General features: G+C 67.9%; 19 protein-coding genes and 1 pseudogene. 11 read left to right on the top strand and 9 right to left on the bottom strand.

Features of this window, described 5'->3' with window-relative positions; genetic code table 11:
- Window positions 1–8 precede the first annotated feature (8 nt).
- Both TL10_RS12970 and TL10_RS12965 read left to right on the top strand, forming a co-directional pair.
- Window positions 9–833, top strand: a complete 825-nt coding sequence (locus TL10_RS12970) for a class I SAM-dependent methyltransferase (RefSeq protein ID WP_043392326.1) — start codon at window positions 9–11, stop codon at window positions 831–833.
- Window positions 834–889: 56 nt separating this feature from the next.
- Window positions 890–2,050, top strand: a complete 1,161-nt coding sequence (locus TL10_RS12965; RefSeq protein WP_043392329.1) for an acyl-CoA dehydrogenase — start codon at window positions 890–892, stop codon at window positions 2,048–2,050.
- Window positions 2,051–2,059: 9 nt separating this feature from the next.
- Here TL10_RS12965 and TL10_RS12960 read toward each other — a convergent pair whose 3' ends face one another.
- Entirely contained in the window at window positions 2,060–2,776 is a 717-nt protein-coding gene (locus TL10_RS12960) for a TIGR03089 family protein (RefSeq protein WP_043392333.1), read from the bottom strand.
- Window positions 2,777–2,778: 2 nt separating this feature from the next.
- On the bottom strand, window positions 2,779–4,215 hold the full coding sequence (locus tag TL10_RS12955; RefSeq protein WP_192830228.1) for an LCP family protein: 1,437 nt from the start codon (window positions 4,213–4,215) through the stop codon (window positions 2,779–2,781).
- Window positions 4,216–4,401: 186 nt separating this feature from the next.
- On the opposite strand from TL10_RS12955, the gene TL10_RS12950 reads away from it, so the two are divergent.
- On the top strand, window positions 4,402–5,295 hold the full coding sequence (locus tag TL10_RS12950) for a glycosyltransferase family 2 protein (protein ID WP_043392339.1): 894 nt from the start codon (window positions 4,402–4,404) through the stop codon (window positions 5,293–5,295).
- Window positions 5,296–5,382: 87 nt separating this feature from the next.
- Entirely contained in the window at window positions 5,383–6,459 is a 1,077-nt protein-coding gene (gene manB / locus TL10_RS12945) for a mannose-1-phosphate guanylyltransferase ManB (protein WP_043392895.1), read from the top strand.
- Here the strand turns inward: manB and TL10_RS12940 are convergent.
- The 3 genes from TL10_RS12940 to cofD are packed head-to-tail and all read right to left on the bottom strand — an operon-like array spanning window position 6,441 to window position 9,348.
- Entirely contained in the window at window positions 6,441–6,986 is a 546-nt protein-coding gene (locus tag TL10_RS12940) for an NUDIX hydrolase (RefSeq protein ID WP_043392343.1), read from the bottom strand. The genes manB and TL10_RS12940 overlap by 19 nt on opposite strands.
- A complete protein-coding gene (locus tag TL10_RS12935; RefSeq protein ID WP_081936595.1) occupies window positions 6,983–8,332 on the bottom strand; it encodes a coenzyme F420-0:L-glutamate ligase in 1,350 nt (449 codons plus the stop codon). The genes TL10_RS12940 and TL10_RS12935 overlap by 4 nt, the downstream gene beginning before the upstream one ends.
- 14 nt (window positions 8,333–8,346) lie before the next feature.
- Window positions 8,347–9,348 (bottom strand): 2-phospho-L-lactate transferase, encoded by a 1,002-nt coding sequence (cofD, locus tag TL10_RS12930; protein WP_043392347.1) that lies wholly within the window; start codon window positions 9,346–9,348, stop codon window positions 8,347–8,349.
- A gap of 537 nt (window positions 9,349–9,885) precedes the next feature.
- On the opposite strand from cofD, the gene TL10_RS12925 reads away from it, so the two are divergent.
- Window positions 9,886–10,149 carry a WhiB family transcriptional regulator gene (locus TL10_RS12925; protein WP_192830227.1) on the top strand — a complete coding sequence of 88 codons (264 nt, stop codon included), beginning with the start codon at window positions 9,886–9,888 and terminating at the stop codon, window positions 10,147–10,149.
- 33 nt (window positions 10,150–10,182) lie between these two features.
- Here TL10_RS12925 and TL10_RS12920 read toward each other — a convergent pair whose 3' ends face one another.
- Complete coding sequence (locus tag TL10_RS12920; RefSeq protein WP_043392897.1) at window positions 10,183–10,605, bottom strand: metallopeptidase family protein; 423 nt, start codon at window positions 10,603–10,605, stop codon at window positions 10,183–10,185.
- A 119-nt stretch (window positions 10,606–10,724) separates the two neighbouring features.
- On the opposite strand from TL10_RS12920, the gene TL10_RS12915 reads away from it, so the two are divergent.
- Window positions 10,725–11,165 (top strand): DUF3499 domain-containing protein, encoded by a 441-nt coding sequence (locus tag TL10_RS12915; protein WP_071285842.1) that lies wholly within the window; start codon window positions 10,725–10,727, stop codon window positions 11,163–11,165.
- A 63-nt stretch (window positions 11,166–11,228) separates the two neighbouring features.
- Here TL10_RS12915 and TL10_RS12910 read toward each other — a convergent pair.
- The 3 genes and pseudogenes from TL10_RS12910 to TL10_RS31255 form a co-directional block, all read right to left on the bottom strand.
- Window positions 11,229–11,777: pseudogene (locus TL10_RS12910) on the bottom strand (RDD family protein); the annotation flags it as partial.
- Window positions 11,778–11,851: 74 nt separating this feature from the next.
- Window positions 11,852–12,256 (bottom strand): hypothetical protein, encoded by a 405-nt coding sequence (locus tag TL10_RS12905; protein WP_043392354.1) that lies wholly within the window; start codon window positions 12,254–12,256, stop codon window positions 11,852–11,854.
- A gap of 222 nt (window positions 12,257–12,478) precedes the next feature.
- A complete protein-coding gene (locus TL10_RS31255) occupies window positions 12,479–12,619 on the bottom strand; it encodes a hypothetical protein (protein WP_157850373.1) in 141 nt (46 codons plus the stop codon).
- A 126-nt stretch (window positions 12,620–12,745) separates the two neighbouring features.
- Between TL10_RS31255 and TL10_RS12900 the strand changes: the two genes are divergently transcribed.
- The 5 genes from TL10_RS12900 to TL10_RS12880 all read left to right on the top strand — a co-directional run bounded on the left by TL10_RS12900 (window position 12,746) and on the right by TL10_RS12880 (window position 20,574).
- On the top strand, window positions 12,746–15,808 hold the full coding sequence (locus TL10_RS12900) for an ATP-binding protein (protein ID WP_043985953.1): 3,063 nt from the start codon (window positions 12,746–12,748) through the stop codon (window positions 15,806–15,808).
- Window positions 15,809–15,907: 99 nt separating this feature from the next.
- Entirely contained in the window at window positions 15,908–17,308 is a 1,401-nt protein-coding gene (locus tag TL10_RS12895) for a phosphomannomutase/phosphoglucomutase (RefSeq protein WP_043985952.1), read from the top strand.
- Complete coding sequence (locus TL10_RS12890) at window positions 17,305–18,396, top strand: hypothetical protein (protein WP_043392366.1); 1,092 nt, start codon at window positions 17,305–17,307, stop codon at window positions 18,394–18,396. The genes TL10_RS12895 and TL10_RS12890 overlap by 4 nt, the downstream gene beginning before the upstream one ends.
- Before the next feature lie 5 nt (window positions 18,397–18,401).
- Complete coding sequence (gene manA, locus TL10_RS12885; RefSeq protein ID WP_043985951.1) at window positions 18,402–19,640, top strand: mannose-6-phosphate isomerase, class I; 1,239 nt, start codon at window positions 18,402–18,404, stop codon at window positions 19,638–19,640.
- 22 nt (window positions 19,641–19,662) lie between these two features.
- Window positions 19,663–20,574 carry a cation diffusion facilitator family transporter gene (locus TL10_RS12880; protein ID WP_043392371.1) on the top strand — a complete coding sequence of 304 codons (912 nt, stop codon included), beginning with the start codon at window positions 19,663–19,665 and terminating at the stop codon, window positions 20,572–20,574.
- The last annotated feature ends 18 nt before the right edge of the window (window positions 20,575–20,592 follow it).

Here is a 20,592-nt window from a genome sequence, read left to right as displayed (position 1 = left end):
CACGAGCGATGAAATCTTCATTCGCGCGGTACCGCAGCGTCGGCCACAAGCTCGTCACGGGATTCATGGAGCCAGAGGTGCTCCTGGTCGCGGGGGCGCTGGACGAGGCCCAGCGGGCCAGGTCCGTCGCCGGTGCGGTCGCCGAGATCGGCGTGCACCACGGCAAGCTGTTCATCGGCCTGAACCTGTTGCAGCGAGACGACGAAAAGTCTGTTGCCATCGACATTTTCGGCGACCAGGACCTCAACATCGACGGTTCCGGGGCCGGTGACCTGGCGAAGTTCACCAGCAACGTCGATGTGTGGTCGTCGATGAACGGCGTGGTGATCCACCAGGGCGACTCCACCAAGCTGGCACCCGAGGTGCTGCTGGAGGAGGCGGGTGGGCCCATCAGGTTCTTCAGCGTCGACGGTGGGCACACCGAGGAGATCGTCTACAGCGACATGCAGCTGGCCGAGGCCACGCTGGCCGACGGCGGCGTCGTGATCGCCGACGACGTCTTCAACGAGTTCTGGCCCGGCGTCGCGGTCGGCACACTGAAGTACCTCGACGACGGAGCCGGGCTGGCCCCGTTCGCGATCGGGTTCAACAAGGTGTTCTTCACCCAGCCGGAGTACTGCGACTACTACCAGGCCGAACTGGAGTCGGCGGCGCACCGCTCGGCCCGCATGCAGCACACCACCTCGGTTTTCGCCGGGCATCCGGTGCTGCTGCTCGGCCCGGTGACGGCCGTCGACGTGCTGCGCCGTAGCGAGACGCTGCGCACCGTCTATCACCGCACCTACCGCGAGTTGGTCCGTGGTCTGCAGAAGGTGTCGGGCCAGGGGCGGTAAAGTTACCGACGAGTAGCAACCCGTATCTCGCCACATGAGCAGGCAAGGAGCCATCAATGTCTCTCGGTAACCCGTCATTCGATCTGTTTCAGCTGCCGGAAGAGCATCAGGAGCTTCGGGCCGCGATCCGGGCCCTGGCCGAGAAGGAAATCGCTCCGTACGCCGCCGACGTCGACGAGCACGCCCGCTTCCCGCAGGAGGCCAGTGACGCGCTGACCGCGTCGGGCTTCAACGCCGTCCACGTCCCGGAGGAGTTCGGCGGCCAGGGCGCGGACTCGGTCGCCGCGTGCATCGTCATCGAGGAAGTCGCCCGGGTCGACGTCTCGGCGTCGCTGATCCCCGCGGTCAACAAACTCGGCACCATGGGCCTGATCCTGAGCGGGTCCGACGATCTCAAGCGCAAGGTGCTGCCGGATTTGGTTGATGGCGCGCTTGCTTCTTATGCGCTGTCCGAGCGCGAGGCCGGTAGCGACGCCGCCGCCATGCGCACCCGCGCCAAGGCCGACGGCGACGACTGGATCCTCAACGGCGCCAAGGCGTGGATCACCAACGGTGGCAAGTCGACCTGGTACACCGTGATGGCCGTGACCGACCCCGACAAGGGCGCCAACGGCATCTCGGCGTTCATGGTGCACCTCGACGACGAGGGCTTCACCATCGGCCCGAAGGAGCGCAAGCTCGGCATCAAGGGCTCGCCGACCGTCGAGCTGTACTTCGAGAACTGCCGCATCCCCGGCGACCGGATCATCGGCGAGCCGGGCACCGGCTTCAAGACCGCCCTGGCGACGCTCGACCACACCCGTCCCACGATCGGCGCGCAGGCCGTCGGGGTGGCGCAGGGTGCGCTGGACGCGGCCATCGCCTACACCAAGGACCGCAAGCAGTTCGGCAAGTCGATCAGCCAGTTCCAGGGCGTGGAGTTCATGATCGCGGACATGGCGATGAAGACCGAGGCGGCCCGGCTGATGGTCTACAGCGCCGCGGCCCGCGCCGAGCGTGGTGAAGGCAACCTGGGCTTCATCTCGGCGGCGTCGAAGTGTTTCGCCTCGGATGTCGCGATGGAGGTCACCACCAACGCCGTGCAGCTGTTCGGCGGCGCCGGTTACACCGTCGACTTCCCGGTGGAGCGCATGATGCGCGACGCCAAGATCACCCAGATCTACGAGGGCACCAACCAGATTCAGCGGGTCGTGATGTCCCGCGCTCTGCTGCGCTGACGCGTCGGGCTAGAGGTCTTGGGTGACCTTCTCCGTCGCGCGGCGCCGCTCCAGCGCGCCCGCGTCGGGGTTGGCCACCTGCACCAGGGAGGCGCCGCCGGCGAACACTGCCAGCAGGTTGGCGACGAGTTCGTCGGCGGTACCCCAGGCGGCGGTCGACAGCAGCCTGGTGCCTGCGGTGAATCCCTTTGCCGCAGCACCGCTGCGGGCTTCGGCGAGCACGTCGTCGACCGACCGGCCGGCCAGTGCCGGACCGGGCGCGCGTTCGGGCACGATCTGGTCGCCGTGCACCCGCACGGCGGTGGCGTAGTCGGTGACCCCGATCGGCAGGTCGGGGACGGACTTGCCGAACGGGTCGAGTGACAGCACCACGACTTCGGCGGCGCCGGTCTCGTCGGCCGCGTCGAGGAGCTCGGCCGTGCACAGCGCGACGTCACAGTCCGCCGGAAGTGATTCGCCGGCAACAACTTCCGCGCCGATGTACCAGATTCCGAACAGCACGCCCGCCGTCTGCCAGTGCGCGGGCAGCAGCACCGCGACCCGGCTGCCCGGCCCGGCGCCCAGTTCGTCGCGCAGCAGGTTGGCGGTCTTGGCGGCCCAGTTGCCCAGCGTCACCGCCGACAGCTCGATGCGCTCGCCGGTGGCGTCGTCGTAGTAGGTGATGCGCGGCCCGGCCGGGTCGGCACGCAGCAACGGGTCGAGGATCGCGCTGGACAGATTGGTCATGGTCAGTCGACGCACTTCGGATCGGAGGTACCCGCCGTGATGATCGGGGACGGCGGCACCGGCGTGGTCGCACCGGAATCGGTGGTGTCGGCAGCGGATTGCGTCACGGTGTGCGTTCCGCCCTCCAAGCCGGAGCCGGGCCCCGCGTAGTCGTGCGCCAGCACCACCCGCACGGCACCGCTGGGCACCGATGCGTTCTCCACCACGGGCAGATTGCCCAGTTGCTGGGCGATGGCCTGCGCCCCGAGATCGTCCGACTTCGCGGCCTGGATCTGGCTCGCCGTCACGTGGTCGGCCTCGTTGTTGCCGATCTTGCCTGCGACGAAGCCCTTTGCGGTGAGTACCTCCGACACCGCCGCGGCCAGCCCGTTGATGTCACTGTCGTTGACCACGTCGACGGTGGTGTTGCCGGGCGTGTAGGCCAGCTTCTCGGTCTTGCCGTCGGCCTGATCCTTGAGCAGACCGGCCACCCACTCCTGCACCTCCGCGGGATCGACCCGCACGACGCTCTGGGTGCCGTCGTCGCTCCAGCCGTCCTCGGCCAGCACCGGGATGGTGGCGAATGCCACGTTGCCGCCCGCCAGCTTCTGCATCTGCTGGACGAAATCCATGATGTCCCAACCGTCGGACAGCACCACCGACCGCTGCACGGCCTGGCGCAGCCGGCCCAGGGTGCTGGGGCTGGACAGAGTCTGCCCGGAGATGATGTCGTGCGCCAGCGACGCCATGAACACCTGCTGACGGGTCACCCGGTCCAGGTCGCCGCGGGGCAGATCGTGGCGCTGCCGCACGAAGCTCAGGGCCTGCGGGCCGTTGAGTTTCTGCCAGCCGGCCGGGAAGTTGGCCCCCGACAACGGTTCGTCGACGGCGTTCTTCAGACACACGTTGACGCCGCCGAGCGCGTCGGTGATCAAGGCGAAGCCCAGCAACCCGACCTCGGCGTAGTGATCGACGGTGACGCCTGTGAGCTTTGCCACGGTTTTGATCAGCGCTTCGCGTCCGGCCTCGACGGCCTTCGGTTCCGCGGTGGCCGCGTCCTCGCGCTGCTGCTCGACGAGTTCCTTCATCTTCTCGAGCTTCACCTGACCGAAGACGCCGTTGATCTTGGTCTTGCCCAGACCCGGCGACTGCACATAGGAGTCGCGCGGGATGGAGATGGCGGTGGCCGAGCGCCCGTTGTTGGGGATACGAACCAGGATGATGGTGTCGGTGTTGGTGGAGACGTCGTCGCCGGCCCGCAGTGTCGCGAGTTCGTCCTCTGACAAGGGGTTTCCGTGCGCGTCGGTGCGGCTGTCCATGCCCACCAGCAGGATGTCGACGGCACCGTCGTCGCCCCCGCCGCCCAGGGCCGCGGCACTGATGCGGTTGATGCCCGATTCCAGCGAACGCAGGCTGCTCCAGGCCAAGCCGGTGCCCACCGTCACGAGCACCGTCAGCATGACGGCGAGGATGCGGAACAGTCGACCTGGCACCAGGACAGGCTACTGGTGAGCGGTTGCCGTGGCCGGTAGCCCGGGGTTCGGCGGGTCACACCCTGGTGCGGGTACGGCCGTCGGCCCGCTAACCTCTAGCCCGTGATCGAGCAGCCTTCCGGACCGCCGAGGACGCAGTCCGACAGATCACCTGTGCCGGACCGCCCGCTGCTCGTGGTGACGGTGACCTATTCGCCCGGCCCGCATCTGGACCGTTTCCTGAAGACGCTGGCGCACGCCACCGATCGCAAGCTGCTGGTGGTGATGGCCGACAACGGATCGACCGACGGTGCCCCCGAGGCGGCCCTGCACCGGTATGCCGACGTCGAGTTGTTCCGTACCGGCGGCAACCTCGGCTACGGCACCGCGGTGAACCGCGCGGTGGCGGCCTACCTCGACACGCCCGACAGCGTCGTCGACCAGGAGTTCTTCGTGGTGGTCAACCCTGACGTGCAATGGGGGCCGCACAGCATCGACGAGCTGTTCGCCGGTGCGGCGCGCTGGCCGGCCGCCGGCTCGGTGGGACCGCTCATCCGCGATCCCGACGGTTCGGTGTACCCCTCGGCCCGGCATCAGCCGAGCCTGATCCGCGGTGGCATGCATGCCGTGGTCGGTCCGTTCTGGAAATCCAACCCGTGGACGGCGGCCTACCGCCAGGACCGGCTGGAGCCGAGCGAACGCGCGGTCGGCTGGTTGTCGGGTTCGTGTCTGTTGTTGCGCACCAAGGCGTTCCGGCAGATCGGCGGATTCGACGAGAACTACTTCATGTACATGGAGGACGTCGACCTGGGCGACCGGCTGGCACGCGGGGGCTGGCAGAACGTGTACGTGCCGGCCGCCGAAATCCTGCACGACAAGGGACATTCCACCGGACGTGACCCGGCCCGCAACCTGGCCGCACATCACCGCAGCACCTATACATTCCTGGCCGACCGGCATCCGCGCTGGTGGCAGGCCCCGCTGCGATGGACCATCAAATCGGCCCTCGGCGCCCGCGAACGCGCGGTGGTGGGCAATTCCAGGCGTAAGCGCCGTCGGGCAAACTAGGCTACCTGCGACGACCGATCGTGGCGGGGGCTTGCATCGGCGCAGACATCTTCAGTCAAGGTGAAAGGACGCGAGTTGAGTGACGCGGTGAATCCGGTTGACGTCGACGCGGTCATCCTGGTGGGTGGACAGGGCACCCGGCTGCGCCCGCTGACCCTTTCGGCGCCCAAGCCGATGCTGCCGACCGCTGGTGTGCCGTTCCTGTCCCACCTGCTCGCGCGGATCGCCGCCGCGGGCATCCGCCACGTGGTGCTGGGCACCTCGTACAAGGCGGAGGTGTTCGAGGAGGAATTCGGCGACGGTTCCAAGCTGGGCCTCGAGATCGAGTACGTGGTGGAGGAGGAGGCCCGGGGCACCGGTGGCGGTATCGCCAACGTGGCGCCCAAGCTGCGCCACCGGACCGCCATGGTGTTCAACGGCGACGTGCTCTCCGGCCTGGACCTGCGCGCGATGCTGACCAGCCACCTCGAGCGGCAGGCCGATGTCACGCTGCACCTGGTGCGGGTGAGCGACCCGCGGGCGTTCGGTTGTGTGCCAACCGATTCCGATGGTGTGGTGACGGCGTTCCTGGAGAAGACGCAGGACCCGCCGACCGACCAGATCAACGCCGGCTGCTACCTGTTCCAGCGTGAGGTGATCGACGAGATCCCCACCGGCCGTGAGGTGTCGGTGGAGCGCGAGGTGTTCCCCAAGCTGCTGTCCGACGGTTTCAAGGTGTGCGGTTACGTCGACGCCAGCTACTGGCGTGACATGGGTACGCCCGACGACTTCGTCCGTGGCTCAGCGGATCTGGTGCGCGGTATCGCGCCGTCGCCGGTGCTCGACGGGCACCGCGGCGAGAGCCTGGTGCACGAGGGTGCCGCGGTGGCGCCCGGTGCGTTGTTGATCGGCGGGACCGTGGTGGGCCGCGGCGCCGAGATCGGCGCCGGTGCCCGGCTGGACGGTGCGGTGATCTTCGACGGCGTCAAGATCGAGGCGGGGTCGGTGATCGAGCGGTCCATCATCGGGTTCGGCGCCCGGATCGGCCCGCGCGCGCTGATTCGCGACGGCGTGATCGGTGACGGTGCCAACATCGGCGCCCGGTGCGAGCTGCTGCGCGGTGCGCGGGTGTGGCCGGGGGTCACCATCCCCGACGGCGGTATTCGTTACTCGACGGACGTCTGAGCGGCCCGCGCGAGCCGTTCCAGGCCGGGGTCGGGGTCCGGGAGTGCGTCCAGGGGCCACCACCGCAGATCCAGCGATTCGTCGCTGCAATGAATTTCGGCGTGCTCGGGCGCGACGGCCAGGTACTGCACGTCGAGATGCCGGGTCGGGACGCCCAGTGAGCAGGTCAGCGCGTGCACGTGCAGCGCGGCCGGCAACTCGGCGATAGTCAATCCGGCGATACCGGATTCTTCGGTGGCCTCACGCAATGCGGCGGCCCGGATGTCGGTGTCGACGTCCTCGCAATGGCCGCCGAGTTGCACCCAGCGGCCCAACCGCGGGTGCAGGGTGAGCAGGGCCTTGGTCCGGGTGTGATCGAGCACCAGAGCCGACGCGGTGATGTGCCCGGGCTCGCAGGCCCGCCGGCAGGCGTCGGGCCTGGCTGCGACGAATGCCGCGACCGCGTGCCGCAACGTGTCCTGGTCAGCGTCCGGGGCCGGCCAGTCGCGCAGTGCTGCCACAACGGAGGCGTGCAGGGTGTCGCTCATCGGCGGATCAAGAGCTCGTCGGTGGCTACCGGCTCCCGCGGTGCCCGTGGCTCGTCGGTCTCGGGCAGATGGCCGATGGCGATGGCGCCCAGCGGTTCCCAGTCGGCCGGCAGGTCGAGTTCGGCGCGCACGAGGTCGGCGGCGAAGATCGTCGACCCGATCCAGCAGCTGCCGACATCCCGCGCGGCCAGGGCCACCAGCAGCCCCTGCACCGCGGCGCCCACCGCGACGGTGAACATGGTGTGCTCGGCGTCGGTGCGGGCCGTGTCCGGATAGCTGTGTGCGCCATCGGGAACCAGGAACGGGATGACGAGTTCCGGTGCGTCGTAGAGGATCTGGCCGCGTCCCACGCGCCGGTCGACCGAATCGGCGGGCCGGCCATCGCCGGTCAGGTCGGTACGCCACTTGTCTTTCATGCGGTCCAGCAACCGGATCCGCGTGTCGTGGTCCTGCACCCAGACGAAGCGGACCGGGCGGGTGTGGTGCGGTGCGGGCGCGGTCAGGGCCTCGGCGACGGATTCCTCGATGAGTTCCGGTGCGACCGGCTCGGCGCTGAACGTGCGCACCGAACGACGCATTAGCTGAGCCTGCCTGCGGCCCAACGCCAGTGCTTCCTCGGTGCCCAGCCAGAACAGGTCGTCCTGACCGGCGCGCACCAGGGTCCGGCCGTTCGAGCCGTCGTCGCGCGGCGACAGGCCCCGCACGACGGCGACGGGGATGCCGGTCAGCTTGCCCTTGACCAGATCGGCGGCGGCCGCGATCTCGTCCGCGATGGCGACCTCCGTCACCAGCAATTCGTTGCCATGGGTGTCCTGGACACCGGAATAGCCGTGCAGCACAGCCAGTCCCGCCGCGCCGATGGCGGCATCGATCTGACCGTTGCGCCAGGCCCGGCCCATGGTGTCGGTGACGACGACGGCGACGGTGACGCCGAGCCGCTCGGCCAGGCCGGTGCGCAGCCGGGCCGCGCTGCCGTCGGGGTCGACCGGCAGCAGGGCCAATTCGGTTGTGCTCACATTGGAACCGTCGACACCGGCGGCGGCCTGGACCAAGCCGATGGCGTTCTCGGTGATCAGGGTGCGGCCCTTGCGGGCCAGCACGCGCACGGCCTCGTCATTGATCAGCCTGCGCCGCAGGGCGTCCCGCTCGTCGGGGTCGGTCGGCGCGGCCACGATGCGGCCCTCGGACTTGGAGAGCACCTTGCTGGTGACGACCAGCACGTCGTCGTCGCGCAGCCAGGGGGCGGCGGCGGCGATGACGGCGGCCACGTCGTCACCCGGGCGGAATTCGGGCAGCCCTGGCACGGGCAGGATTTCGATGGCGGCCGCGGCGCCGTGTTCACTCACTTCGGCACGTTCGGTCACAGCTGGATTCCGGCGAGTTGCAGTCCGGCCCGGACCATTTCGGCCGTGGCCGCCGGGTCGGTCATCAACAGCGGCACGGCTTTGACATTGACACCTTCGATCTCGGCGTGGTCGCCCTCGTCGATCAGCCAGCCGTCGAGGATGCCGGTCGTACCGCGGGCGCCGTAGTGCGTGCCCACGGCTTCCGAGGTGCTGTCGACGCCGATCACCTTGAGGCAGTCATCGGCCATCCCGCGCAACGGTTTTCCGGCCACGATCGGGGAGTACCCGATCACCTGTGCGGGCGTGGACCGCAGCGCGCGGCGCAGGCCGGGCACGGCGAGGATCGACCCGATGCTGACGACCGGATTCGAGGGGGCCAGCAGCACCACGTCGGCGCCGGCGATGGCGTCGGCGACTCCCGGTGCGGCGGTGGCCTTCTCGGTGCCGATGAACGCGAAGCTGTGGGTGGGGATCTGGGCGCGGTAGCGAACCCACCACTCCTGGAAGTGGATGGCGCGCTGGTTGCCGGTTTCGGGATCGGTTACCACCACGTGGGTTTCGCTGCGGTCGTCGCTGGCCGGCAGCAGCCGGGCGCCGGGCTGCCAGCGGTCGCACAAGGCCTCGGTCACCTGGGACAGCGGATAGCCGGCTCGCAGCATCTGGCTGCGTACCAGGTGGGTGGCCAGGTCGCGGTCGCCGAGCCCGAACCAGTCCGGCTGCACGCCGTACGCGGCGAGCTCTTCCTTGGCGTGCCAGGTCTCGTCGCGGTGGCCCCAGCCGCGTTCGGGGTCGATGCCGCCGCCGAGGGTGTACATGCACGTGTCGAGGTCGGGGCAGATGCGGACGCCGTACATCCAGGCGTCGTCACCGACGTTGACGATCGCGGTCAGCTCGTGCGGCGAGGGGGCCGAGGAGTTTGTGCCGGGTTCGGCGAATTGACCCAACCCCAGAAGTTTCTGGACGCCGAGCAGAAAACGAGCGCCGCCGACGCCACCGACCAGAACCGTCACCTTCACGTCGACTCACCCTAGGCGATGACGGCCGGGTGGAATGACGCGCCCGGAAAGGCAATTTGGCGCGCAGCAAACTTTAAACCTCAGTATTCACTTGAGTAACAGGCGTATCGGCTATCGCAATTACCAAGTGCGTTGTGCGGCAGCGTGTTATTGGTCACTATCGCGACACGCCGCGATAACGACGCGCCGTAAACAGGTCACAAGATGGTAGGAAATGCGCTTCATCCGCTTGACCATGGCAGCTAACCCGTGTGTAATCACACCAGTGTCATTCCCGGTTTGTTTACCGGTTCCGGTGCAGCAGACTGAGATTCGACCGTATGTTCGAATTTTGATCGCCACTGACGGCACGCAGGGCAAGTAGTTGGACTCCGTTTTGAAAACTACGTAAAGCAGGGGAGGAGGCGGCAAATGTCTTACGAACACGCTGATTTCGATCATGTCGTTCAATTCGATGGGCGGATGCTCGGCTCTGTTGGGACCGCACCGCACACGAACACCGGACCTGTCCAGCACGTCGTCGCCGGACGGCCGCAGCTGAGTCTGGTGCCCGAACACATCGACAACGAGTCCGAGCTCACGGAGGACCAGTGGCAGGAGCGTGCCCTGTGCGCGCAAACTGACCCTGAGGCGTTCTTCCCTGAGAAGGGTGGCTCGACCCGGGAAGCCAAGCGCATCTGCCTGGGCTGCGAGGTGCGCGACGCGTGCCTCGAGTACGCCCTGGCGCATGACGAGCGCTTCGGCATCTGGGGTGGTCTGTCGGAGCGCGAGCGCCGGCGGATCAAGCGCGGCGTCATCTGACACACCGCGCTAGCGGGTAGGTCGACCGGCCTGTCAGTCGTCCAGCATGGTCGGGTCGATCACCGATGGTTCAACGCCGAGATACGTGGCTACCTGCGCCACGAGAATCTCGTGCAACAGGTCGGCGAGGTCAACGGAGTCCTTCGCCCTCCGCTCAATGGGCTTGCGGAACAACACAATTCGCGCCCGTGTCGAATTCCCCCGAACATCCACCCCGGCCGGGATGAGCCGCGCCAGCGCCACCGGCCCGTCGGCGATCACCTCGGGCGGCCACTGGATGGCATCGGGGTCCTTGGGGGAGATCCGCGGAATCTCATCGACTGCGACATCGAGCCCGGACACCCGGCTGCTCCAGCGGCGCTCGATGGGTTCGTAGGCCTCCAGCACCGCCATGTCGAATCGTTCGGCGCGACTGCGCCATCCGGGAACGGTCGGGGGGAGTAGCGGGCCGCGCATGCCGCGACGGCGGCGCACACGCGAGTGGGCCATCGGCCGATAGTAACGGTTGGAGATCGACGTACCCGCGACGCGCGTGTCCGGCAGTGGGCGCGTCGGCGGCGCGATAATCTCGCCGAGTGAATGTTCCTCGTCGCTGCTGCCGGCCAGGTTGCCCGCACTACGCCGTGGCGACGCTGACATTTGTCTATTCGGATTCCACGGCAGTCGTAGGTCCGTTGGCCACCGTGTCGGAGCCGCATTCGTGGGACCTATGTGTGTCGCACGCCAGCCGCATCACCGCGCCCCGCGGGTGGGAGTTGGTCCGCCATGCGGGTCCGCTGCCCACGCCTTCGGACGATGACGACCTCGTCGCGCTCGCCGACGCGGTGCGCGAAGGTCGCGACTCGCCGTCTCGCGGCGGCATCCCAACAGGTTTCAGCGATCCGCCCCCCGGCAGCCACGCCGGAGCGCAGGGTGGCGCGGTCATGGCACCGCCCGCCCCGCGCACGCAGCACGGCGGGCAGCCCAATGGACGACGCCGCGGCCACCTGCGGGTCCTGCCCGATCCTGCCGACTGATCACACGACAATCGCCGGGCGAAGGCTGGAGCCTTCACCCGGCGATTGTGTGTCTGGTGCGCCTCAGGAGAGCGGCAGACACACCGTCTTCATCACCTTGTCGGCGATGGTCTGTCGCTTGGCGTCGAAAAGCGGGAACAGGAACCCGATGTAGCAGATGACGGCGTCCAGAAAATGGGCCAGCTGGCGCACGATCGACATGCCCACGCCGATGGGCTGGCCGGTCTGCTCGCTGACCACCTTGAATTTCATGATCGACTTGCCGATGCTCGACCCCGTCGTGCCCTGCTTGAAGCCGTAGTTCCAGACCAGGTACACCAACCCCACGGCCACCGAGGCAAGGAAGGCGGCCACGCCCATCGTGGAGTTCCCGGTGACGCAGAACTGTCCCAGGTTGTACTCGGAGGAATCATTCGCGCAGATCGTCTCCTGGGTCATGGCCTCGATGCCGTAACCGATTCCGACGATGATCGCGTAGGGGATGTAGTCGATGAGGAACGCCAGAACCCGGGTGAGCCAGGGTGTGTACGGACTGTCCGACGGCGCACCCGCGGACGGCGGCGGCTGGTAACCGGCGGACGGCGGCGGGTAGTTGCCCGGCGGAGGCAGCGGTTGTTCGGTCATCGATGATTACCTTTCTCTGGGGTATTCCGAATACGGTGGCGGCGCACAAGCGATGTGCCGATCTACAGCGGGCACACCTGTTTGATCCACCCTTCGATGGCGTTGTTGAACTTGTCGTACTTGGGGTCGTCGAACTGTGCTCCGCTGGTGGAGACGAAGTGCTCGACGGCATCCTTGACCTCGGCGGGAAGGTCGTATTTCTCGAAGGCGTTGCCGGCGGTACGAGCCGCGTCGGCGTTCGAGGCGGTCGCCAGGTCGAGATTTGCCTGGGTGATCTCGACGCAGGAACTGGCATCCAGTTTCGCGGCGGGAGCACTGCTTTCCGCCGAGCTCGCCGATGATGCGGAACTCATCGCGGCCGAGCTGGACGCGCTTTTCGATGAACCGACGGTCACCTGCTTCGTGGTAGAGCACCCGGTGATCGCCACGGCGACGATCGCTGTGGTGAACATGAGCTTTCCGTACATCCAGACCTCCTCCTAGCTGCGACGATGAGGCAAACTAACAATCGGAGTTTGGAAAGAGTTTGGACGGCGCGGACCGTGCAAGACCGCCGGCAGGCACGTCAGCCGACGAGTACAGCGAGTGAGACGACCATGACCGCGACGCCGTCTACACGTAGGTGTACGTCACCTTCGGCTGATAGCTGCGGTGCCTTCCCCAACACCCTTCACGACCCAGCGAGGCGGTCAGTGGGACGACTTCGCGGCTGAGACCGCCGCACCGTGAGTCATGTTGAAGGAGCGCATCTTTCGGACCGTGGAGAGGTATCTCAGGCCGGCGGCGACGGCCGCCGGCGCCACGATGAATGCCGAACCCGCCAGGGCCACGCAGCGAGCGTACCGCGGAGCGGAAAGTGCGCTGCGCCGAAGCGGTTTCGGTATCGCAAGCGTGACTGACCTCGCATGAGTATCGTCTGGCCGAACAGTACGTTTGCTAATCAAGGTCAGGGGAGCATGGTCGACTACGTGCTGTCCGGTGCCGTGGAGGTCCGCCGCGGGGGCAGGAGCGTGCCTCTCGGCGGGGTGAAGCAGCGATGTGTCCTGGCGGTGCTGCTCGCCAATCACGGCTCCGTCGTCAGTACGGACCAACTGATTCAGCATGTGTGGGAAGACGATGCGCCGCCCAAGGCTCTGGCATCGTTGCGCGCATACGTCTCGAATCTGCGGCGAGTGCTTGGCGATGACGACCGTGACGTGGCCGATGCAGACCCGGTACGACTGGAAACGCGCCCGCGGGGATACCGCCTGAATCTGTTCCACGGCGATTCGGTGGATTTGCACCGGTTCGAATCGTTGGTCTGCGCCGCGCGGACGGCGCTCGATGACGGCGATGCCGGCGGCGCCGTGGGCATGCTCGGAGAATCGTTGGTGCTGTGGCGAGGTGATCCGTTCGGCGATTTCGCCTACTCCGAATTCGCGGCACCAGAGGTGCAGCGGTTCGCGGGGCTGCGGTCAGCGGCGACGGAGCTGCGGTTGCGGGCGGCATTGCAGCTCGGCGGCGGAGCTGAATTGATCCCCGAGATTCGGGCGGCGTTGGCGCAGAATCCATTGCACGAGCCGTTGTGGGCTCATCTGATGCTCGCTCTGCACCGTGCCGGCCGGACATCCGACGCGGTGCGCGCCTTCGACCGGGCGTGTGAGGTGCTCAAGCGTGAGGTCGGCGGCCAGCCCGGAGCTGACCTGCAGGCCACCTTCGATCAGATCACGACCGGGACGACCGAGCTCGACGGGCAATTGGCTGCCCGCATCCGTCCGGCCCCGTCCGCATTACTTGGCCGTGATCGGGAATTGAGCCTTGCGACGGAAACGGTGTCGCGGGTGCGCGACGGTGTCGGGGGCATGGTCCTCGTTGCCGGTGAGAGCGGTATCGGCAAGACATCCTTCGCCCGTGCGGTCACGAAGACTGCCCGGGCGGCCGGTATCGCGGTGGCCTGGGCAGGGCATCCCTCCGGTATCAACCTGCCGCAAAACTGGGCGTGGATACAGGTGCTACGGCAGTTGGGCAACGAGTTCGGTGACGACGGCCGTGGCGCGATCAAGCGCGCGGCCGCTGGTGTGGTGGATGCCTTGGTGCCCGAATGGAATTCGGCCACCCCGGCTGTCGGTGCCTCGGTGCCGGCGGCGGGATTCGCGCTCGCCGAAGGAATTGTCCTTGCGCTGGAAGCACTCTCGGCGCTGCGTCCGGTCCTCGTGGTCATCGACGATGCGCAAGGTGCCGACGCGGCGACACTGGACGCCCTGGTGGTGTTGGCCGCGCAATTGCCACGACTTCGCCTGCAGGTCATGGTGAACTGGCGGTACCACGGTGTGGCGCGGCCGGTCAATCGTGCTGCGCTGGAGCGGCTGGCCGGCCGCACCGACAGCGTCACGATCCACTTGGGCGGCATCGACGCACAGGCGACCGGTGAACTCATCAACCTCGTGACGGGTACGGCGGCAGCGCCGGAGGTTGCGGACTACGTATCGCAGTACGCGCGCGGTAATCCCTTCTACATCAAGGAAATCGCGCGGACGCTCGATGCCGGTTCGACTGCGGTCCCCAGCCTGCCCGAGACCGTCGTCGACGTGCTGCGCCGGCGGCTTGACGAGCTCGGCCGGCCGTGTCGGCAGATTCTGGCCGCGGCGGCGGTGCTGGGACCTGGGTTCGACCTCGCGGAGGTCGCCGCGATGGTCAACCTGTCCACCTCGACGGTCGAGACGCGATTGCGTCCGGCCCTTGCCGACGGCGTGGTCGACGAGACGGCTGACCTGCCGGGGACATACCGGTTCAGCCACGGGCTCACCCGTGATGCGGTACTGGCCACGTTGTCATCGGAACACCAGGCCGAGCTGCATGCGGCGGCGGCGAGTGCGCGAGCGTCTGGGCTCGAATCCGACCCGTACGAAATCGTCATCGCCGCCGCCGATCACGCCTGGCAGGCCGGTACCCACATCAACCCCGTGACCGCGGTTGATGTGCACGAGACGACCATTCAGCGCGCGCTGCACCGTTCCGCGTATGCGGACGTCGCCACCCTCACCGAGCGCGCCCTGCACCTGTGCCGCAGGCTGCCGGCCAAGCCTGAACTGCTCGAACGTCAAGCGGCACTGTGGCTCCATCTCGCCGGTGCCCGCGGGATTCTCGACGGTCAGGGGAGCGCCTCGGCCACCGAGGCAGTACAGCGGGCCTTCGAGATCGGGGCCCACATCAAGGGCCGCAGCTTCTACGGAGCTGTCGCGGTGCAGGCCTCGATGCTGTGTGCTCACGGGCGCATCGACGAGGCCGACGTCATCGCCCAGGGTCTGCGGGAGCAGTACGGCAACTCGGGCGACGTGGACTGCGGTGTCGCCAGTGACTTCGCCACGGTCGTGGTGGCGGGCCTGCGCGGCGAGACGGATCTGCAGATCGAAGTCGGTCTGCACATGATGAATACCTTTCCCGCGCCTGAAACCGTCACCGACCCAATGCATTTCTTCCATCCGCGGGTCTACACCTGGATGTCTCTGGGGGAAGCGCTGCGTGGCAACGCCGACGCGTCACGGCGCTACGGGACGCGGGCGCTGCAATTGGCGAGTAGTCGGGGCGACGTGTTCAACGTCCTCGGCGCCAAACTCACGCTGGTCGAAGCGGCGGCCATCATGGGCGAGCTGCGCGGCACCGCAGCGGCAGCGGCGGCGGTTGAACAGGAGTTCGCGGCGGCCGGTGGTCAGCAATGGGGCGCCGCCGCCAGAATCGTCAACGTCTGGGCGGAGGCCATGGAAGGCCGCGTCGTCGATTCGCAGGAAGGGTTCGATGCGTTCGACACGCTTCGGTCCGACGGTACGTGCGTCATGCACGCGTACTTTCTCGCTCTCCTGTCCGATATCGAGCTTCGTGTCGGCCGGCGCGATGCCGCGGCGGCACTCATCGAGCGGGCGCGCAACCTCGTCGCGATGACGGGCGAACACGTGTGGGACGAGTTCCTCGACCGTCGTACCGCTGCGATCGCGGCCGCCGAGCCGGGCATCGCTGGTTCGCCGTCGAACAATGTTGGCTGAACGCCACCGACCACCCGCGAGCCCATGGGTGTGCCGATAGGCTGACTGTCACAGGCCCTCGGTATGCAGTGGTCTGCAAACGATGAGATCGGGAGGGCTATGTCTCGGCCTGCTGCCTCTGTACAGCGCGTTATCAAGGCATATGACGTACGCGGGCTGGTCGGCGAGGAGATCGACGAGTCGTTTGTCGCCGACGTCGGCGGTGCGTTCGCTCGGCTGATGCGCGCCGAGGGCGCCACCCGCGTGGCGGTCGGTTACGACATGCGGCCCAGCTCACCGTCATTGGCCGCGGCGTTCGCCAGCGGGGTCACCGCGCAGGGTTTGGACGTGGTCCGGATCGGGCTGGCGTCGACCGATCAGCTCTACTTCGCCTCGGGTCTGCTCGACTGCCCGGGCGCCATGTTCACGGCCAGCCACAACCCGGCGGCCTACAACGGCATCAAGCTGTGCCGCGCCGGGGCGAAGCCCGTCGGCAAGGACACCGGTCTGACGGACATCAGCGATGAGGTCATCGGCGGCGTGCCCGGTCACGACGGCGCCGCCGGCACGGTTGAGGATCGCGACGTGCTCGCCGAGTACGGCACCTTCCTGCGTTCGCTGGTCGACGTCTCGGGGCTGCGTCCGCTGCGGGTCTCGGTCGACGCCGGAAACGGCATGGGTGGGCACACCACTCCGGAGGTGCTGGGTACCGTCGCGTCGATCGCCTTGCTGCCGTTGTACTTCGAACTCGACGGCACGTTCCCCAACCACGAGGCCAACCCGCTGGATCCGGCCAACCTGGTGGACCTGCAGAAGCATGTCATCGACAACGGCGCCGACATCGGTCTGGCCTTCGACGGTGATGCCGACCGCTGCTTCGTCGTCGACGAGAAGGGCGACCCGGTGTCGCCGTCGGCTGTGACGGCACTCGTCGCCGATCGCGAGCTGGCCCGGGAGGCCGGCGCGACCGTCATCCACAACCTCATCACCTCGCGTGCGGTGCCCGAACTGATCGCCGAGCGCGGCGGTAAGGCAGTGCGCTCGCGCGTCGGCCACTCGTACATCAAGGCACTGATGGCCGAGAGCAACGCGATCTTCGGCGGCGAGCATTCGGCGCACTACTACTTCCGCGATTTCTGGGGGGCGGACTCGGGCATGCTCGCCGCACTGCACGTGCTGGCCGCGCTCGGGGAGCAGGACCGTCCGCTGTCGGAGCTGATGGCCAAGTACCAGCGGTACGAGGCGTCCGGCGAGATCAACTTCACCGTCGCCGACGCACCGGCGTGCGTCCAGGCGGTCATCTCCTCGTACGGCAGCCAGATCGTGTCGACCGACGAACTCGACGGCGTGACCGTCGACCTCGGCGACGGGCGCTGGTTCAACCTGCGCACCTCCAACACCGAACCGCTGCTGCGGCTCAACGTCGAATCCCGCACCGGCGCGGAGGTCGACCAGATCGTCGAGCACATCGCGGCACAGATCAAGGCGGTCAGCGGGCGCACCGGCGAGTCGACGCCATGAGTGCCGCCCCGGCGACCCTGGACCTCGACGATGTCGACGGCCTGATCGCGGCCGACCGCGACGGACTGCTGCGGGCGGCGTCGATGGCCGGCGCGCAGACCCGCGCGGTCGCCGCGGCACTCACTGAAGGCGAACTCGACGAGCTGCGCTCCGACCAACGTCCGCGCACCGTCACCTGGGTGTGCGGGCGCGGTGCGTCCGGAGCACCCGGCGCGGCCGGGGCCGTGCTGGCCGCGGCACTGGGGGCGACGTCGTCGATCCCGCTGGTGGTCACCCCGGATGTGCCGCCGTGGATCGGCGCACTGGACGTCGTGATCGTGGCGGGCGACGACCCGGCCGACCCGGCGCTGGTGACCGCGGTCGCGACCGGTGTGCGCCGCGGTGCCCGCGTGATCGTGGTGGCGCCCAACGACGGTCCGTTGCGCGACGCCGCCGCCGGCCGTGCGGTGGTGCTGCCGCCGCGGCTGTCGGTGCCCGACGACTTCGGCCTCACCCGGTACCTGGCGGCGGGGCTCGCGACCATGATGGTCGTCGACCCGGCACTGCGCATCGATCTGGATGCCCTGGCCGACGAGTTGGACGCCGAGGCCCTGCGCAACAGCGCGGCCCGCGAGATTTTCACCAACCCGGCCAAGAACCTGGCCGAGCGGATGTCCGGCCGGCAGGTGGTGCTGGCCGGGGAGGGCGCGGCCATGCTGGCGTTGGTCCGCCATGCCGCGACGGTGCTGCTGCGGGTGGCCCATCAACTGGTGACCGCGACCGGCGGCGCCGACGCCCTGGTCGCGTTGCACGGCGGGCTCGGCCGGCAGACGGTCGAAATGTCTTACGCGGACTCGCTTTTCCACGATCCAGAGATCGACGGGCCCGTGCCGGCCCGGGTCCGCACCGTGGTGCTGTGTGCCGATGAGGAACGCCCCGGCGTGATCGCCCGGATGGACGCCCTCGGTGGTGACGTCGACGTGCTCAGCGCCGACGACGTGCCCGATGCGGGGCTGCAGGTGCCGGGCAGCCGCTTGGAACAACAGATCGCGATGCTGGCGGTACGGCTGGAGATGACGGCCGTGTACCTGAAACTGGTTCGAGGTTAGACATAGTGCATCTGCTACGAGGCGCGGTCAGGAACTACGCCTGGGGGTCGCGTACCGCCTTGGCCGATTTCGCCGGAAGGCCCAGTCCCACAGCGCATCCCGAGGCTGAACTGTGGTTGGGTGCGAACCCGGGGGACCCGGCGCGGCTGGAGACCGCCGACGGCGAGGTGTCGCTGCTCGATGTCATCCGGGCCGATCCCGGCGCTGAGCTGGGGTCTGAGGTCCTGGCTCGGTTCGGTGAGATGCTGCCGTTCCTGGCGAAGGTGCTGGCCGCCGACGAACCGCTGTCGCTGCAGGCGCACCCCAGTGCCGAGCAGGCCGCCGAGGGCTTCAATCGTGAAGAGCGCCAAGGCATTGCCGTCAACGCGCGCAATCGCAACTACCGGGACCGCAGCCACAAACCCGAGTTGATCGTGGCCCTTGGCCCGTTCGAGGCGCTCGCGGGATTCCGGCCGGTGGCCCGCACCGTCGAGTTGATGCGGGCGCTGGCGGTGTCGGACCTCGATCCGTACATCAACCTGCTGGCCGGCCAGTCGGACGGGGCCGGGCTGCGGGCCGTGTTCACCACCTGGATCACCTTGCCGCAGCCCGATCTCGACGTGCTGGTGCCGGCCGTGCTCGACGGCGCGGTGAACTATATCCGCTCGGGCGCAACGGAATTCGCGGCCGAGGCCAAGACGGTGCTCGAACTCGGCGAGCGGTACCCGGGCGATGCCGGCGTGCTGGCCGCCATGCTGCTCAACCGCATCAGCCTGGTCGAGGGGGAGGGCATCTATCTGCCCGCCGGCAATCTGCACGCTTATCTGCACGGCCTGGGGTTCGAGGTCATGGCCAACTCCGACAACGTGTTACGCGGTGGCCTGACTCCCAAGCACGTGGATGTGCCGGAACTTCTTCGCGTACTCGACTTCACCCCGACCGATGGTCGGCCGATCCGCCCGCGGCCGGCCGAACATGGCTCAACCGCCGGCGTCGAGGAAGTGTTCGACACGCCCGCACCGGAGTTCGCGGTGTCGATCCTGCGGATCGGCGACGACCGGGTGGGCAGTGCGGTCGAGGTGCCCAAGGAGCACGCCGGCCCGCAGATTCTGCTGGGCACGCAGGGCCGGGTGCAGGTGCATTCCGCAGGTGGCGAGCTGACGCTGAACCAGGGGGCCGCCGCCTGGATCGCCGCCGGGGAGGGACCCGTGCGGCTGGTGGCCGAAGAGCCGTCGACGGTGTTCCGTGCGACGGTAGGGATCTAAAAAACCTACGAAAGGGCAGGTCATGTCGGCCTCGGGGAGTGCGCGCGCGATTGTCGCGGCGCTGTTGGCCAATGCCGGGATCGCGGCGGCGAAGTTCGTCGGCTTTCTGATCACGGGCAGTTCGTCGATGCTCGCGGAGTCGGTGCACTCGCTGGCGGACACGTCCAACCAGGGGCTGCTGCTGTGGGGGCAGCGGCAGGCGCGCAAGGATGCCGACCATCTGCATCCGTTCGGCTACGGCCGCAGCCGCTACTTCTATTCGTTCGTGGTGGCGCTGGTGCTGTTCAGCCTCGGCGCCATGTTCGCGCTGTACGAGGGCTATCACAAGATCAGTCACCCGGAGCCGCTGTCCTCGCCGATCGTCGCCGTGGCCATCCTGGTCGTCGCGATCGGGCTCGAGGGTTTCAGCTTCTACACCGCGGTGAAGGAATCGCGTCCGCTCAAGGGAACCGGCAGCTGGTGGCGGTTCATCCGGACCTCGCGTAACCCGGAGCTGCCGGTGGTTCTGCTGGAGGACACCGGCGCGCTGATCGGTCTGGTGCTGGCCCTGGGCGGTGTGGGCCTGTCGATGCTGACGGGTGACCCGGTGTGGGACGGCATCGGCACCGCGGCCATCGGTGTGCTGCTCGGCATCATCGCGGTGGTGCTGATGGTCGAGATGAAGAGCCTGCTGATCGGTGAAGGCGCGACCGTCGACGAGACCGGCAGCATCCGCAGCGCGCTGGAGCAGACGGCGCACATCGACCGCGTCATCCACCTTCGGACCCAGTACCTGGGGCCGGAGGAGATGCTCGTCGGTGTGAAGGTCGCGCTGGCCCCGACGACCGACCTGGAGACGGTCGCCACGACGATCGACGCCGCCGAGGTCGCGATCCGCGCAGCGGTCCCCAATGCCCGCATCATCTACATCGAGCCCGACCTGTATCGCGGCTGACGCCGACAAAATCCGCAG

Source organism: Mycolicibacterium llatzerense, assembly GCF_000878195.1.
In the GTDB taxonomy this organism is placed as follows: Bacteria; Actinomycetota; Actinomycetes; order Mycobacteriales; family Mycobacteriaceae; genus Mycobacterium; species Mycobacterium llatzerense.
Note: the sequence above shows the minus strand (reverse complement) of the source record. Positions and strands in the feature narration are given on the sequence as shown.

Excerpts from the sequence above, each read along its gene's own strand:
- TL10_RS12900 (WP_043985953.1), top strand. The coding sequence starts at position 12,746 with ATGGTCGACTACGTGCTGTCCGGTGCCGTGGAGGTCCGCCGCGGGGGC.
- TL10_RS12960 (WP_043392333.1), bottom strand. The coding sequence starts at position 2,776 with ATGACCAATCTGTCCAGCGCGATCCTCGACCCGTTGCTGCGTGCCGAC.
- TL10_RS12905 (WP_043392354.1), bottom strand. The coding sequence starts at position 12,256 with ATGTACGGAAAGCTCATGTTCACCACAGCGATCGTCGCCGTGGCGATC.
- TL10_RS12920 (WP_043392897.1), bottom strand. The coding sequence starts at position 10,605 with ATGCGCGGCCCGCTACTCCCCCCGACCGTTCCCGGATGGCGCAGTCGC.
- TL10_RS12970 (WP_043392326.1), top strand. The coding sequence starts at position 9 with ATGAAATCTTCATTCGCGCGGTACCGCAGCGTCGGCCACAAGCTCGTC.
- TL10_RS12940 (WP_043392343.1), bottom strand. The coding sequence starts at position 6,986 with ATGAGCGACACCCTGCACGCCTCCGTTGTGGCAGCACTGCGCGACTGG.
- TL10_RS12955 (WP_192830228.1), bottom strand. The coding sequence starts at position 4,215 with ATGCTGACGGTGCTCGTGACGGTGGGCACCGGCTTGGCCTGGAGCAGC.
- TL10_RS12880 (WP_043392371.1), top strand. The coding sequence starts at position 19,663 with ATGTCGGCCTCGGGGAGTGCGCGCGCGATTGTCGCGGCGCTGTTGGCC.
- TL10_RS12890 (WP_043392366.1), top strand. The coding sequence starts at position 17,305 with ATGAGTGCCGCCCCGGCGACCCTGGACCTCGACGATGTCGACGGCCTG.
- TL10_RS12965 (WP_043392329.1), top strand. The coding sequence starts at position 890 with ATGTCTCTCGGTAACCCGTCATTCGATCTGTTTCAGCTGCCGGAAGAG.
- TL10_RS12895 (WP_043985952.1), top strand. The coding sequence starts at position 15,908 with ATGTCTCGGCCTGCTGCCTCTGTACAGCGCGTTATCAAGGCATATGAC.